This window comes from Cohnella algarum (assembly GCF_016937515.1).
GTDB classification, from domain to species: Bacteria; Bacillota; Bacilli; order Paenibacillales; family Paenibacillaceae; genus Cohnella; species Cohnella algarum.
Window position 1 is genome coordinate 3,881,074 of the sequence record NZ_JAFHKM010000002.1, and the last position, 15,899, is coordinate 3,896,972.

The 15,899-nt window shown below is 59.9% G+C and carries 12 protein-coding genes; 10 read left to right on the forward strand and 2 right to left on the reverse strand.

The window, feature by feature from the left end; translation table 11 throughout:
• Window positions 1–104 precede the first annotated feature (104 nt).
• From JW799_RS17355 to JW799_RS17375, 5 genes are all read left to right on the forward strand, one after another.
• A complete protein-coding gene (locus tag JW799_RS17355; RefSeq protein ID WP_205430845.1) occupies window positions 105–530 on the forward strand; it encodes a DUF2269 family protein in 426 nt (141 codons plus the stop codon).
• A gap of 303 nt (window positions 531–833) precedes the next feature.
• Entirely contained in the window at window positions 834–1,784 is a 951-nt protein-coding gene (locus tag JW799_RS17360; protein ID WP_205430846.1) for a sugar ABC transporter substrate-binding protein, read from the forward strand.
• A 73-nt stretch (window positions 1,785–1,857) separates the two neighbouring features.
• Window positions 1,858–3,351 carry an ATP-binding cassette domain-containing protein gene (locus tag JW799_RS17365; protein ID WP_205430847.1) on the forward strand — a complete coding sequence of 498 codons (1,494 nt, stop codon included), beginning with the start codon at window positions 1,858–1,860 and terminating at the stop codon, window positions 3,349–3,351.
• A gap of 16 nt (window positions 3,352–3,367) precedes the next feature.
• A complete protein-coding gene (locus JW799_RS17370; RefSeq protein ID WP_205430849.1) occupies window positions 3,368–4,336 on the forward strand; it encodes an ABC transporter permease in 969 nt (322 codons plus the stop codon).
• Between the two features lie 43 nt (window positions 4,337–4,379).
• Complete coding sequence (locus tag JW799_RS17375; protein ID WP_205430851.1) at window positions 4,380–5,930, forward strand: xylulokinase; 1,551 nt, start codon at window positions 4,380–4,382, stop codon at window positions 5,928–5,930.
• Window positions 5,931–6,826: 896 nt separating this feature from the next.
• Here the strand turns inward: JW799_RS17375 and yfbR are convergent.
• Window positions 6,827–7,417: a 5'-deoxynucleotidase gene (gene yfbR / locus JW799_RS17380; RefSeq protein ID WP_205430853.1), complete on the reverse strand. Its 591-nt coding sequence runs from the start codon at window positions 7,415–7,417 to the stop codon at window positions 6,827–6,829.
• A 194-nt stretch (window positions 7,418–7,611) separates the two neighbouring features.
• Here yfbR and JW799_RS17385 point away from each other — a divergent pair, with 194 nt between their 5' ends.
• The 4 genes from JW799_RS17385 (at window position 7,612) to JW799_RS17400 (ending at window position 13,660) form a co-directional block, all read left to right on the forward strand.
• Complete coding sequence (locus JW799_RS17385) at window positions 7,612–9,156, forward strand: fumarate hydratase (protein WP_080833760.1); 1,545 nt, start codon at window positions 7,612–7,614, stop codon at window positions 9,154–9,156.
• A 233-nt stretch (window positions 9,157–9,389) separates the two neighbouring features.
• Window positions 9,390–11,189 carry a two-component system histidine kinase PnpS gene (gene pnpS / locus JW799_RS17390; protein WP_205430863.1) on the forward strand — a complete coding sequence of 600 codons (1,800 nt, stop codon included), beginning with the start codon at window positions 9,390–9,392 and terminating at the stop codon, window positions 11,187–11,189.
• A gap of 119 nt (window positions 11,190–11,308) precedes the next feature.
• The gene (locus JW799_RS17395) at window positions 11,309–12,037 is read left to right on the forward strand and encodes a response regulator transcription factor (protein ID WP_080833755.1); all 729 of its coding nucleotides are present in this window, start codon (window positions 11,309–11,311) and stop codon (window positions 12,035–12,037) included.
• Window positions 12,038–12,895: 858 nt separating this feature from the next.
• Window positions 12,896–13,660, forward strand: coding sequence for a hypothetical protein (locus JW799_RS17400; protein WP_205430866.1), 765 nt, complete (start codon window positions 12,896–12,898; stop codon window positions 13,658–13,660).
• Window positions 13,661–13,705: 45 nt separating this feature from the next.
• Here JW799_RS17400 and JW799_RS17405 read toward each other — a convergent pair whose 3' ends face one another.
• Window positions 13,706–14,590 (reverse strand): helix-turn-helix domain-containing protein, encoded by an 885-nt coding sequence (locus tag JW799_RS17405; RefSeq protein WP_205430868.1) that lies wholly within the window; start codon window positions 14,588–14,590, stop codon window positions 13,706–13,708.
• Window positions 14,591–14,725: 135 nt separating this feature from the next.
• Here JW799_RS17405 and JW799_RS17410 point away from each other — a divergent pair, with 135 nt between their 5' ends.
• Window positions 14,726–15,796, forward strand: coding sequence for a Gfo/Idh/MocA family protein (locus JW799_RS17410; RefSeq protein ID WP_080833748.1), 1,071 nt, complete (start codon window positions 14,726–14,728; stop codon window positions 15,794–15,796).
• Window positions 15,797–15,899 lie beyond the last annotated feature (103 nt).

Here is a 15,899-nt window from a genome sequence, read left to right on the forward strand (position 1 = left end):
TTCAAACTTTCCGTTAATTCGAAGCGGCTCGTTTTCGTTTTGGGCGTTTTTTGTGTATACTGGACATGAACTGTTGTAAATATTGGCTGGGAGGATTTCTACAAATGTCGACGTTTATGTTGTTTTTGCATGTCGTGGGCGCCGTCGGAATGGGCATATATGCCGTGCTTCCGTTCGTCGCGGCAAGGTTTCGGCAATTGTCCACGCCTGCGCAGGAAGGACTTGCGAACGGATTGGTGACGGCCGGCAGAGTCGGGCAGTTCGCGCTCGTCATTCAGCTGCTTACCGGCGGCTATCTGATTTCGCAAGCCGACTATACCGTCCCCTGGATGATCGTCGTGGTCGTGCTGTTTGTCGTCATGGGCGCTTTCACCGGCATTATGCAAGGACCGCTGAAGCGGATTCAGGCCGCGGCCGCAAGCAACACGGACGCCAGCGGAGCGATCTCGCGAGTGCAGACGCTGAGCGTGCTGACGCTGATCGTTTTCCTCGTCGTTTTGTGGCTGATGCAGGATCCGTGGTACGCCTAAAACGAGAAGACGTTTGCCTTGCTTCGTTCGGGGGATCTTCCCCAAGCGGAGCAAGTTTTTTTATATTCATTGACCGTTGACCGTCCCGCGACAGCCGAATGTACCCGCCATTTTCGCCCTCTTGACCGCCGATCGTCCGCAGCGGTGCCGGAGCCGTATTCCGAAGTCTCCAGGCCGTAGCGTTTTTCGACAAAGAATAGGCACAAAGGTCAAGGCCACCTTGCCATCCGGCAAACCGGGACTTATAATCAGAAAAGTTGCAAATATGTTCGATCGTCCATACAAACTGGGAGGCACTACGCAATGAAAAAAGGATTTTTGCTACTGACGGCTATCATACTGGCGCTGAGCCTTGCGGCTTGCGGAGCCTCGGAAAATGAAAGCGGCAACGCCGGCACGGAGAACGCGGGTCAGAAGATTGTCTCGATTATGACTCCTTTCCTATCCTCGGTCACGACCGGCCAAATGGTGGAAGAGCTGAAGAAAGACGCGGAGGCGAAAGGCTGGAAGACGAACGTCGTCGATACGAAGGGCGATGTCGGCCAGTTGGCAAGCCGGATGGAAGACGTCATTTCGTCGAAAACGGACGCGATCGTGCTCGTCAGCACGGACCCGAATCAAGTAAAAAGCCAAATCCAGTCGGCGGCGGAGCATAACATTCCCGTCTTCGGCTGCGATTCCGGATATATCGAAGGCATGGCGATGAACGCCACGAGCGATAATGCGGCCATGTCGGAGATGATCACGAACCACTTGTTCGAAACGATCGGCGGCAAAGGCAATCTGGTCGTGCTGACGTACCGGGCCCATCCCGGCGTGCTGAAGCGGACCGAGAAGCTGGATGAGCTGCTGGCCGCCGCTCCGGACGTGAAGACGGTAACGGAGCAGCAGGTCGAAGTGCCCGGGCCGATCGAAAGCGCCCGCAAGCAAATGGAAAGCCTGCTTCTCGCCAATCAGCAGGAAGGCGCCGTCACGGCCGTCTGGGCGGGCTGGGACGAGCCGGCGATCGGCGCGGCGCAGGCGATCGAAGCGGCCGGACGGGACGACATCGTCGTCATCGGAATCGACGGCAACAGCCAGGCGGTCGATATGATCAAAAAGGGTTCGCCGCTGATCGCCACCGTCGAGCAAAACTTCGAAGGAATGGCGGATATCGTCGTCGCCCAGATCGATCGCACCTTCCAGGGACAGGAAGTGGAAGGAACCGAGCTTTACGCACCGGCCAGCCTGATTACGAAGGACAGCGCCGAATAACGCCGATACGTTGGGACGATGAAGGGATTAGAATCGAAGTTTGGCAAGAGGCCGAACGGAAGGGGCGGGGGTTGTGGCCTTGTTGAAGGCAAGCCGACTCGATAAGAGGTTCGGTCAAAACTACGCGCTATCCGGGGTCGACATCGAAATCGAACCGGGGGAAGTGCACGCTCTCGTAGGCGAAAACGGCGCGGGCAAGTCCACGTTGATCAAAATCGTGACGGGAGTGTACGTCCCGGACGGCGGAGAGCTGCTGTGGGAGGGACGGCCGGTCGATGTCGGCAGTCCCGTTCAGGCGCGCCGGCTCGGGATCAACGCGGTGCACCAGGAAAGGCATCTCGTTCCGTCCTTTACCGGGTATGAAAATCTTTTTCTCGGACTGGACTATCCGAAAAGAGCGTTCGGAGCGGCGGTCGACTGGCGAAAAATGCGCCGGGAGGCCGATCGGCTGAAAGACGAGCTCGGCCTTTCCCTCGAGCTGAATCTGGCCGCGTCGCGAATGTCTCCTCCTCAGAAGACGATGCTGGAAATAATGCGGGCGATGATGACGGGGTGCAGGCTGCTCATTTTGGACGAGCCGACGGCTTCGCTTACCGATCAGGAATCGGAGCGGCTGTTCGAATTGATCGGCAGGCTGACGAGCCAGGGCACGGCCATCTTGTACGTGTCCCACCGGATGGACGAAATTTTCCGGCTGTCGGACCGGATTTCCGTGTTCCGCAACGGACGGTCGGTCGGAACGTTCCTTGCCGAAGACACGAGCAAAGAGCGCGTGATTCGGCTGATGAGCGACGACAAGACGGACGGAGCGTCCGCGAAGCGCGATCGGCTCCGCCCCGGCGAATCGCTGCTCGAGGTGAGCGGGCTTTCGACGGCAGACGGAAAGGTGCGCGAGGCGAGTCTTACGGTACGCCGCCATGAAATCGTCGGCCTGTTCGGGCTGGCGGGCGCGGGGCGGACGGAGCTGCTGGAAGCGATTTACGGGCTCCGGCGGGTTTCGTCCGGCGAGGCGCGGCTGAAAGGCGGCCCGATCGCCCTGAGTCCGCGCCATTCGCTCGGGCGGGGAGCCGTTCTTATTCCGGAGGAGCGCAAACGGGACGGGCTCGTGGCCGGCATGTCGATTCGGGAAAATATGACGCTGCCCGTTCTTGGCGTTTTTTCCGGCGGGTTTCGGATGAAGGGCCGGAAGGAACGCGGCGAAGTCGAACGCCGGATGGCGGAGATGAACGTCAAGGCGACGGGAACCGAACAGGCCGTCGGCGAGCTTAGCGGCGGCAACCAGCAGAAGGTCGTTTTCGCGAAGGCGCTGCTTTCCGACCCCGACCTGCTGCTCTGCGACGAACCGACGCAGGCGGTCGACGTCATGACGCGGGCCGAGATTCATCGCCTGCTGAAAGAACAGGCGCGGCAAGGCCGCGGGGTTTTGTTCGTCTCTTCGGATTTGCAGGAAGTGCTTGACGTCGCGGACCGCTTGTACGTCATGCGGGAGGGCCGCATCGCGGCCGAGCTGGACGAAGACGGCCTGACCGCCGGTCAGGTGCTGCAAATCTGCTACGGGCAGGGATAAGAAAGCGAGGCGCTTTATGGGGAAGACGTTAGCATCCGCGGCCGGCGCCAATTACGTGCGGCTGCTGCGGGCGTACGGTACGGTTATGGCCGCCGTTCTGATCATTGTCGTTTTTTCGGTTTTAAGTCCGTCTTCGTTCGCGACGGTAGACAACGCGATCAACATTTCGCGCCAAATTTCGTTTCTCGTGCTGATCGCGATCGGCGCGACCCTGGTGATGGCGGTCGGCGAATTCGACCTGTCGGTCGGCTCGATGGCGAGCTTCGGCGGCGTGGCGGCGGCATTGCTTGCGGTAAAAGGATATCCGCTTGCGGTCGTTTTTCTAGTTACGCTTGGCGCGGCGCTGGCGATCGGATTCGTGAACGGCTGGATCGTCACCCGCTTTAAAGTGCTGTCGTTCATTACGACGCTGGCGATGGGGACGATTTTGGGAGGGCTGAACTTCCGGCTGACCGGAGGGGCGACCGTGTTCGAAAACATTCCCGATTCGTTCCGATATTTGGGACAAACGTCCGTGGCGGGCATTCCGCTGCTGTCGATCATCATGCTGCTCGCGACCGTGCTGTTCTGGTACGTCATGGCCCATACGCCGTTCGGGCGCAAGCTTTACGCGATCGGCGGCAACGAATCGGCTTCTCGGGTCGCGGGCGTTCGCGTCGCGATCAACAAGAACGCCGCTTTCGCGCTTTGCGCGGCGATGGCGGCGCTGACCGGCATTTTAATGGCGTCGAGGCTCGGTTCCGCTCATCCGAACGGCGGGGAAGGCTTGTTTTTGCAGGCGTACGCGGCGGCGTTTATCGGCATGACCTCCTTCAAGGAAGGCGTCCCGAACATTTGGGGCACGTTCGTCGGGGCGGCGATCATCGGCATATTGGCCAACGGGCTGACGATTTTGCAGGTGCCGACCTATATGCAGGACATCATTACCGGGTGCATCATCGTCGCGGCGGTTCTGCTGCAGAAGATGGGGCGCCCGCAGGCATGACGGGGCCGGCGCAAGTCGGGCGTCCGGAAAGGAGTTTTTCGCTTTGAAGTACATCGCCGCATTCGATATCGGGACGACCAACGTAAAAGGAATTCTCGTCTCGCAGGACATGGGGGTCCGGGCGGAACGGGACGTCCCGCTTCGCATCCTGCAATCCGGACAGCGGATGGAGCAGCATCCGGACGATTGGTATGCGGCGGTAGCCGACATCTCCCGCCATTGGTTTTCCGCGGGCATCGCGCCCGAAGCGATCGTTTCCGTCACGTTCAGCGGCCAAATGCAGGACTGCATTCCGGTGGACGGGCGGCTGCGCCCGATTCGTCCGGCTATCTTATATTCCGACGGACGGGCATCGGCCGAATCGGACCGGCTTCGGGCCGATATCGGGGACGAGGAAATTTTTCGGGTCACCGGCAATCATATGGACGGGACGCTTACGTTTCCGAAGCTGCTGTGGCTGCGGGAGCACGAGCCGGACGCGTACGAGCGGACCGCCGGCTTTCTGATCAGCGCGAAGGACTATGTCGTCGCGCGGCTTACGGGAGAGTTGGCCACCGATCCGACGGCGGCTTCCACGTCCGGGTGCATGGCCATCGCGACGCGGGATTGGGCGGGAGCCTGGTTCGAGCGCTACGGGCTCGATCCGGGCAAAATGCCGCCCGTCCGGCCTTCCGACGAGCAGGTCGGCGTCGTCGTCCCCGAGGCGGCGGCGTTTACCGGCTTCGCTCCGGGCACGCCCGTTCTGTGCGGCATCGGGGATGCGGGAGCGGCTACGCTCGGAGCCGGCATCTACCGGGAAGGCGATTTGTACGCCTACATCGGGACGACCGGCTGGGTCGCCGCGGCTGCGTCCGCTTTCGTCGACGTTTCCTCGGGAGCCTTCAACTTAAGCTACGTGAAGCCGAAGTCGTATATTGCGATCGCGCCGGTGCTGAACGCGGGCAACGTCATGGAGTGGGCGCTTGCGGCTTTCGGGCCCGCGGCTGTGCCGGGCGGCGCCGGGGCGGAAGCCGGCGGGCCGGAGCCGGGCGGAACGGAAACGGCGGAAACGGCATACGAAGCGTTCGAGCGGCTGCTTCGGACTTCGGACCGCTCGGCCAACGAGCTGCTGTTCCTGCCTTACTTGAACGGCGAACGGTGCCCGGTGCAAAAAGGCCGGGCGTCCGGCTCGATGATCGGCCTGCGGCCGACGTCGACGAAGGCCGATATGGGCGTCGCCGTACTGGAAGGCGTCGCGTTCGCCCTGCGGCAGATGATGGAGGTCGTCGCGCCCGCCGCGCCTGCGCCGTCCGGCCGCCGGATGACGATGATCGGCGGCGGCACGAAAAGCCGGCTGTGGTGCCAAATCATGGCCGATATATTCGGCTTCGAGATCGCGGTGCCGGGGGAGGCGCAATATTTGCCCTCGGCCGGAGCGGCGGCGCTCGCCTTCGCGGCGGTCGGCTGGACCGGGGATTACCGGGAAGCGGTCGACCGTCTCGGCCGGGACAGGCAGGAGGAGATTTTCGTTCCGGATCCGGAGCTGATCGCGCATTACGAGCGGAAGTACGAGCGGTACAAGCTGCTGTACCCGGCGCTGGAAGCATTGTTTTAAGCAGGTCGGGGATCGGATGGAACGGCGGTTGGCGGCTGCCGGACGCGGCTTCCGGGACGAAGGCCGGGGAAGCGCCGTTTGTCGAGCGACAGAATCGGTGGAAAGCTCTCCGGACCGTTGCGGCATCCGAACGAAAGCTCTCCGATCCGCTCCGGAAGCGGATTGGAAGCATTCCGGTTCGCTCCGGCAGCGGCATACAGCCGTCCGAAGTTGAGTCGTGGCGACTCATCTCAACCCGCCAGACGCATAAGGCCGCCCGCAGTTGAGTAAAAATGACTCATTTCACCGTCCCCGCACGCCGCTGCCGATCCAGCTGAGTCGTGGCGACTCAGCTCAACCCGCCATTCGCATAAAGTCGCCCGCAGTTGAGTAAAAATGACTCATTTCACCGTCCCCGCACGCCGCTGCCGATCCAGCTGAGTCGTGGCGACTCAGCTCAACCCGCCATTCGCATACAGCCGCCCGCAATTGAGTAACAATGACTCATTTCACCGTCCCCGCACGCCGCTGCCGATCCAGATGAGTCGTGGCGACTCATCTCAATCCACCAGCCGCATACAGTCGCCCGCAGTTGAGTAACAATGACTCATTTCACCGTCCCCGCACGCCGCTGCCGATCCAGCTGAGTCGTGGCGACTCAGCTCAACCCGCCATTCGCATACAGCCGCCCGCAATTGAGTAACAATGACTCATTTCACCGTCCCCGCACGCCGCTGCCGATCCAGATGAGTCGTGGCGACTCATCTCAATCCACCAGCCGCATACAGCCGCCCGCAGTTGAGTAAAAATGACTCATTTCACCGTCCCCGCACGCCGCTGCCGAGCCAGACGACGAAGTCGTTTCGGCCGCAGGGCGCCGATGGAAGCCGCCGTTGAGCCGGCGGCACGACAGCGCGCTATTCGTCCTCCGACAATTCGTCCACCGTCTTCTCGAAGCTGGGCGCTAACCGGTCGAGAAACCATTCCACCTCGGGCAGATCGAGGCCGCGCAGGCGCTCTTCCATTTGCCTTCGGGCGGTGGCGAATTCCCGGTTGCCGGCCGACATTTCGCTTACGCATTTCAGATAGGCGTCCAGCACGTCCGCGGCTTTGACCAGCTTCGCGAGCGCCGGGGAGACGGCCTTCCTTCCGAGCAGCGGCCGGTACACGTCGCGCAGCGGCTCCGGAACCGTGGACAAAAGCCGGTCCGCGGCCAGCGTCTCGATTTGGCGAAAGTTCGACAAAATGTCCGGGTTATGGTGCTTGACCGGCGTCGGAATATCTCCGGTGATCACTTCGGTCGCGTCGTGGAACAACGCGTAGGTCGCCGCTTCCTCGGGGCTCACGTCGTTGCCGAAAACATAGCGGGAAATGCTGGCGAGCAGGTGCGCGAGCAGCGCGGTATGAAACGAGTGTTCGGCTACGTTTTCCTCGGTCGTTTTGCGCATCAGACTCCATCGCTCGATATACTGCAGCCGGTACAAATAAGCGAGAAAATGATGAGGCATGCTTTTCTTCCTTTCCTTCCGTTCCTAAAGACGGCTTCACAGGGTTTTATTATATCACGACTCGCGCGAAACCGACGGGGGCCGAACGCGCTTCCGACGGTTTTCTGACGTTTTATCATTCGTAGGAGCGCCGCGAATGTGCTATTATTATAGATATTGTGAACTAGCGATCAGAGAGGAGAATTGACACGAAAATGTCACAATTCGAAGACAGCATTTATAAGTTAATCGTCGAAACGTCCACCAACCTGCCCGCCGACGTGCGCAGGACGATCGCCAAAGCCCGGCAAGCCGAAGACAGCGCCACGCGCGCCGGCCTGTCGCTCAGCACGATCGCGCAAAATATCGAAATGGCGGAGTGCAACGTTTCTCCGATTTGCCAGGATACGGGCATGCCGACGTTTATCGTTCATACGCCGGTCGGAGCCAATCAAATCGTCATGAAACGGGAAATCCGCCAAGCGGTCGCCCGCGCGACGAAGGACGGCAAGCTGCGGACGAACTCGGTCGATTCGCTGACGGGCGCCAACACGGGGGACAACCTAGGCCCGGGCACGCCGGTCATTCATTTTGAGCAATGGGAAAAGGACGAGGTCGACGTCCGTCTCATTCTGAAAGGCGGCGGCTGCGAAAACAAAAACATCCAGTACAGCCTGCCGTGCGAGCTGGAAGGTCTCGGCAAGGCCGGACGCGATCTGGACGGCATTCGCAAATGCATTCTGCACGCCGTTTACCAGGCGCAAGGACAGGGCTGCAGCGCGGGCTTCATCGGCGTCGGCATCGGCGGCGACCGGACGACGGGCTACGAGTTGGCCAAGCATCAGCTGTTCCGTCCGGTCGAGGACACGAACCCGATTCCGGAGCTGGCGAAGCTGGAAGAGTACATCATGGAAAACGCGAACAAGCTCGGCATCGGCACGATGGGCTTTGGCGGCAACGTCACGCTGCTCGGATGCAAAGTCGGCGTCATGAACCGCCTTCCGGCGAGCTTTTTCGTCTCCGTCGCTTATAATTGCTGGGCGTATCGCCGCCAGGGCGTGCTGCTCGACGGCAACACGCACGAAATCAAGGAATGGATTTACGAGAGCGGCTCGAACGAGCCGATGAACGCTTCGGCCGAGAAGGAGAGCGCGGCCGCCTCGGCATCTAGCGGGGAGCGCCGCGAGGTCGTCCTGACCGCGCCGCTGACGGAAGAACAGGTGCGTTCGCTCAAAGTGGGCGACGTCGTCATTTTGAACGGCGAAATGCATACCGGGCGCGACGCGCTGCACAAGTATTTGATGGACCACGACTCGCCCGTCGACCTTAACGGCGGCGTGATCTACCACTGCGGTCCGGTCATGCTGAAGGACGAAGCGGGCTGGCACGTGAAGGCGGCGGGCCCGACGACGAGCGCTCGCGAGGAGCCGTACCAGGGCGACATCATCAAAAAGTTCGGCATCCGCGCGGTCATCGGCAAGGGCGGCATGGGCGCGAAGACGCTGGCCGCGCTGAAGGAGCACGGAGCCGTCTATTTGAACGCGGTGGGCGGCGCGGCCCAATATTACGCGGAATGCATCAAGAACGTCAACGGCGTCGACTTCATGGAGTTCGGCATTCCGGAAGCGATGTGGCACCTTCAGGTCGAAGGCTTCGCCGCGATCGTGACGATGGACGCGCACGGCAACAGCCTGCACGCCGATGTCGAGCAAGATTCGAAGCAAAAGCTCGCGCAGTTCAAAGATCCGGTGTTCGCGTAATTGCAGGCGCCTTTCCGGAGCGAATGACGGCCGATAGCGGCCGTTATTCGACCGGAACCGAATAAGAATTCAAATAACGGCCAAAATGACCCCGAATCTCTTGTCAACATCGATTTCAAACGATGATGCGGCAGGCACGGTCTTTTGACCGTTCATTTTTGTAAAGAAACGCTCCCGCTTCTTGAAAAGCCGCTTTTTTGAATCGTTAAATCCCGCGCGCGTGAGGAGTTTTCATGAAAAAATTTCGCTTCAAGCTGACCGCGTTGTTCGTCCTGATGATCGGGCTTTCCGTTCTGGCAGCCGGCCTGTTGATGGGGAAGAGCTATAAGGACAACCATACGCTCGCGCTGCAGGAGCATATGGAAAAGGAGATGCGCGTGCTCATCGCCGCGGCGCCATGGCCCGTCGGCCTGACGGAAGACGGCCAGACGGAGTATTTGCAAAGCCAGGCCGTCCGATTCAAGGAATTGGCGGACATGCGGGTCACCTACGTTCGCGCCGACGGCGTCGTGCTGGGCGATTCCGATCATGAGCCGGAAACGATGGCCAACCATCTGGACCGCGAGGAAGTGCGGGAAGCGCTGGAACACGGCATCGGCAGCAGCGAACGGCATAGCAGCACGCTGGACGAAAACATGCTGTATATGGCGATGGCGGTCAAGGACGGCGATCGGGTGCAGGGCGTAATCCGGCTGGCCGTCGGCATGACCGACATCGAAAGAAGCCTGAGCAAAATGTGGGTGGCGCTCGTTTTGGGCTTGCTCCTGCTGTTCGTGTTGGCGGCCGGGGTCAGCTACCGGGTGGCGCTCGGCGTCACGCGTCCGCTGGAGCGGATGACCGGCGCCGCGAAACGCATGGCGGATATGGACTATGAAATCCGCGTCCCGGACGACGGAAAGGATGAAGTGAGCGAGCTGGCGCGCGCCTTGAACGCGCTGGCCGAGAGCCTGCAGGGGCAGATGGCCGTCATCCGGCGAAACGGCATGCGGCTGCAGTCGGTGCTCGACAACATGCCGAGCGGCGTCGTCATGATCGATCCTGCGGGCAACGTAACGCTTTACAACAGCAGCGCCGAATGGCTGCTCGGCAGCTCCGCGAAGGAGCGGGTCGGGCGCAGCTTTACCGAGTTCAAGCAGCATTACGAGCTGAGCCAGTTGATTCGCCAGGCGCTGGACAGCCGCGAGCCGCTTCACGAAGAGCTGACCGTTTATTTTCCCGAAGAACGGCTGCTGGAGCTGAACCTCGTGCCGATGCGCATGAGCGGGGAAGAGGAGACGGGCCTGCTCATCGTGCTGCAGGACGTGACCGCCATTCGCCGCCTGGAGCGGATGCGGAGCGAATTCGTCGCCAACGTGTCGCACGAGCTGAAGACGCCCGTCGCCGCGGTCAAAGGTTTTGCCGAAACGCTGATGGCCGGTGCGGTGAACGATCCGGAAACGGCCCAATCGTTTTTGAAAATCATCCACGACGAAAGCGAGCGGTTGAACCGGCTGATCGGGGACATTCTGGAGCTGTCGAAAATCGAGTCCCGCCGTTCCACGCAGCAATTTTCGCCGGTCGATCTGAACGCTTTCCTCGAGCGGACGATGGAATTCATGAAAACGGAAGCCGCGAAAAAAAACATCGAGCTCCAGTGGGAAGCCGATCCGGAGCTGTTTTTGGAGGCGGACGAGGACCGGCTGGGACAAATTTTGCTGAATTTGCTCCAGAACGGAATCAATTACACGCCGGATGGCGGCAAGGTGAAGGTTCGGGCCGAATACGTGGCCGGCGAGGGCGCGGACGATGTCGACGGAAAAATAAGAATTACGGTTTCGGACACCGGCATCGGCATCCCGAAAAAAGATTTGCCCCGCATTTTCGAGCGTTTTTACCGGGTGGACAAAGCCCGCTCCCGCAGCTCCGGAGGCACCGGACTGGGACTGTCCATCGTCAAGCATCTCGTCGATATGCATCATGGCACGATTCGCGTCGAAAGCACGGTCGGCGTCGGGTCCCATTTTATCATCGAGCTGCCGTTGCTTCAGCCTTGATTAACGCGGTCGCATTTTAACGCTGCGTTAACAAAAGGATAATGCGGTTTTTACATTGGCATGATAAATTGACAGCAGGCGTATTAAACGGCGGAACGATAGCCGGACCGGAGGTACCCATGTCGGACAAGGCGCTAATCATAGAAGACGAGCCTACCATCGCACGCTTGTTGACGTACAACTTATCCCAGGAGGGCTACTCGACGGAAGTCGTCGCGAACGGCTCCGAAGGGCTGCAAGCGGCGCTGCGAGGCAATTATGCCATCATTTTTCTCGATCTTATGCTCCCGGGCATGAACGGTTTCGAAGTGCTTCAGAAGCTGCGGCAAAGCGGGCTGAAAACGCCGGTCATCATTCTGACCGCCCGCAACGCGGAAGAAGAGGTGGTTCAAGGACTGAAGCTCGGAGCGGACGATTATATTACGAAGCCGTTCGGCGTAGCCGAGCTGCTCGCCCGCACGTCGGCCGTTCTGCGGCGAACGCGCAATGAGGACACGCAAGCGGCAGAGCAGGATAGCGACGAGAAAGTCATCACGCACGGCGATTTGCAAATTTTTCCGGATAAGTACGAAGTATCGCTGAACGGCGAATGGATTACGCTGCGGCCGAAGGAATTCGAGGTGCTGCTGTACCTCGCGGAGCGGCCGGGCATCGTCATTACGCGCGACGACCTGATGAACGTCGTGTGGGGCTTCGATTACATCGGAGGGCAGCGGACGGTGGACGTGCACGTCAGCTCGCTCCGCAAAAAGCTGGAGATGAACCAGCAATCCGTGCAAATCGAGTCGATTCGCGGCGTCGGCTACAAGCTGACGGTCAACCGCAAGGCGGGCGCTTCGAGCAAGTAAGTCGCTTCTTGGCGGGGGGCGGGCCGGGGGCGGTTGCGACTTGCGCGACTCGGGAGCCGGGCGGACGACGTTGAATGGAATTAGAATGCATAAGTGCCCGGCAGCGCCGGGGCTGTATCGGGGAGCCGTCTCGCAGAGGGAGGGCTTCTTTTTATTGCGCCCCTGGAGAGCTGAGCGGCCGCGCGTGCCGGAGGCGGAGACGTAAACGGCGAGACCTAAGGGAAGGGGCGGTAAACGCGAGCGGTAATACCTGCGGGAGGGGGCGAGAAATACGAGCGGTGCGACCTGCGGGAGGGAGTGGCGATCCATGCCCCGCCTGCGCTAACCGATCCGGCAGTGGCGCAGTTGGGAAATAGGGCGGAAGCGCCAGTCAAGGGTTTGTACGATATGGCTTAAATTCGGTGTGCAATCAGCGGCGCTTGACGCTTCAATTGTTGGTGGCGGCAGCCTAGGTTGGATTTTATCCACTCTACGGAACGGAAAACGAGGACGCCTTTGGACTAGAGTGGATTTTATCCAACGAAAAGCGGGGATTTCGGACAAAGTCTCCAAAAAGGTCCCGCCTGATTGGATAAAATCCAACGAAGGCAGCGAGTTTCGCCAAAACGCCGCTTTTGATTGGACAAATTCCAACGAAGCTTCGTCGATCCTGAAGCGCGAGTCAATTGTAAGCCGGAACGAGCATAAAAGAGGAACTGCAGAGGGCCGGGCGGAAACCGGAGCAAGGTGAAAAGGAGAAGCGAAGCGGAGCGCGCGGAGTGACCGTTCGCCACAGCCAAGTTGCATTCGGGATTCAGGGTTAAAATTTCAAAACGGTTTTTCCGATATTTAGGGTAAATGGATTTCAGGAGGAAGAACATGCAAGTCAATTACGAGACGTTTATGCGGTCGTTTGCGTCCGTTCGGCGGCTGGATGCCGATTCCGCTTTCGCAACCGGACGGTTTTCCGATCGTCCGATCCATCTGGGCGGCATCGATCGATCGCGGATGCCGGCCGCGCCGCCGCCGGATAAGCAAGCGGGCGACTCGGCGAGTCCGGCGGAAGAGACGGCAACGGTCCGAGCCGAAAAACGCGAAAGCCGAGGATCGGCCGCCGGAATGCTGTCCAATACGTACGGAGCGCTCCGCGATAGCTTGCAGGCTTCGCTGGATCCGCTGGCCGAACAGTTGGAGGCCGCGGAACGGCTTTACGCGGAAGCGGCCGCCGCGCCCGATGCGGACGAAGAATATCTGGCCGCGCTTCAGGGGAACGTCGGGATGGCGAAAGCCCGCATCCGGCAGGCGGCGGACACGATAACGGGGTTCTACGGCGGGTTTATGCAAGCCGTATCGCGGCTGCCGAGTGCCGGAGGACTCGGGAGCTGGTCCGAAGCGGTCCGGAATGCGGCCGCTCAAGGGCGGGCGTTCGGAGCGGACGGGCTCGATCTTTCCGCCGAAGGCCTCGGCCTCGACCGGCTGGATGGCGGCGCGGAGGAGATCCGCAACCGGCTGCAGCAAGCGTACGGGCTGCTGGATTCGCTGAGAGAGCTGATGGACCGGGCGCAAAAAGGTTCCAACGAAGTTTACGGCCAGGCCCGGAGGCAAGCGGAGACGTCAGCGAAGTTTGTCGATGCCGTCATATAACCGGAAGCGAAAAAAGGGAGACTGCGAGAGTCTCCCTTCTTCCTTTTACGGCCGGCCCCATGCCAGCATTTTGCGCTGAAACTCCTTGGGCGAGCATTGGTTGAAGCGCCGGAACATTTTGTAGAAATGAGCCATGTTCGGCATGCCGGTCATATCGCCCACCTCGCTTACGCTCAAATCGCGGGTCAGCAGCAGCTGCTCCGCGTATTTGATTTTGCGGAAGTTGACGTATTCGGTAAACGACAGCCCCATCGTCCGCTTGAAAAATTTCACGAAGTAATAATAGCTCATGTTGGCAAGGCGGCAGGCTTCCTCGACGGTGATCCGCTCGGCGATGTTGCGGTCGACGTAATCGAGCACGGGCTTGAGCCGGATGCGTTCGACGCGGTCCTGGTCGGCTAGCAGGCCTTTCGTGTCGTTGCGGATGAGAATGAGCAGAATCTTCTTGATGAGCAAATTGACCGCCAATTCGTAACCGCTTTCTTTTCGCTGCGCTTCCTCGTCGATTTGCCGGACGCATTCGGCAAGCTCTTCGCGGGCTTTCGGATTGTCGCGGAAAATATAGTTCATCGCGCTCAGCGGTACTTTCGTCTCGTTGAAGTATTGCAAATAGGGAATCGTGCTTTTGTCGAAAAAGGTTTGCAAATCGAACTGCAGCACGATGTAATCGAGCTTGTCCGCGTAGCTCCTGTCGCGGTGAAGCTGCGAGCTGCCCAGCACGATCACGTCGTCGCTGCCGAGCGAGAACAGCTCGTTCTCCACTTCGACATCGAGCCGGCCGTTCAGCACGAGCATGATTTCGCATTCGGGGTGCTGGTGCCAGTTGACCGTGTTGGCCCGGTCGCGGCGGGCGTGCCAAACCTTTATCGAAAGCAGCGGGTTTTCGTATTGGATTTTCTCCTGACGGATATCTTCGTGGCCGGAATTCATTTCGAAGCAGGGCCCCCTATTGCCAAAATCGCATAATGACCACTCACCATTGGAGAATGGGAAAAAGAGCTCACCGTGTTATACTTTGAATTGTAGTTGGAATCCTGATCACTGGCAAGGAGGACGCCGAAAATAATGAGCAACGTTCACATTGGAATGATCGGCTGCGGCGGGATCGCATACGGAAAACATTTTCCCGCATTGGCCAAAATCCCGGAAGCCCGCATCGTCGCGTTTTTCGACGTGTCGGCCGAGCGCGCCCACGATGCCAAAAACCAGTTCGGAACTCAAGATGCTAGGGTTTACGGCAGCGTCGAAGAGCTGCTGAACGATCCGGACGTGCATGCCGTCCATGTGTGCACGCCGAACGACACGCACGCGGAAATCTCGATCAAGGCGATGGAAGCGGGCAAGCACGTTTTGTGCGAAAAGCCGATGGCGAAAACATCGGAAGATGCCAGAAAAATGCTCGAAACGTCCGAACGGACGGGGCGCAAGCTCAGCATCGCTTATCAGAACCGGTTCCGCGCCGACAGCCGCTGGCTGCATGAAGCGTGCCGGCAAGGCCAGCTTGGCGAGGTCTATCTCGCGAAAGCGCATGCGGTTCGCCGCCGCGCCGTGCCGACGTGGGGCGTTTTCCTCGATCTGGAGAAGCAGGGCGGAGGCCCGCTCATCGACATCGGCACCCATGCGCTCGACCTGGCGTTGTGGATGATGGACAACTACGAGCCGCGCACCGTTCTCGGCACGACGTTCCGCAAGCTCGCGGAGCAAGGCAGCGAAGCGAATGCCTGGGGCCCTTGGGATCCCGCGAAGTTTACGGTCGAGGATTCGGCTTTCGCGATGATTACGATGAAAAACGGCGCTACCGTCTGGCTGGAATCGAGCTGGGCGCTCAATACGCTCGACGTCGACGAGGCGAAGGTGACGCTGTGCGGCTCCAAGGCGGGCGCCGATATGAAGAACGGCCTGCGCGTCAACGGGGAAGAGCACGGCAAGCTGTACACGAAGGAAATCACGCTTGGCGACCAATGGAAAAGCGAACCGCCGAACGATTCGGCCGAGCGCGAGGCGCGCGCCTGGATCGACGCGATCTTGCACGACCGGGAACCGGTCGTAACGGCGAAACAAGCGTATGTCGTGCAGCAAATTCTCGAGGCGGTCTACGAATCGGCAAACAAGGGACAAGCCGTCTCCTTCGTATAGCCCGGGAGCCGGTTGTCCGCATTTTTAAGGAAATAAGTGGACGCAAACGGATGACAGCGCTTTTACGATCGGTTAAACTAAGTATGGCGGATAAACAAAGATT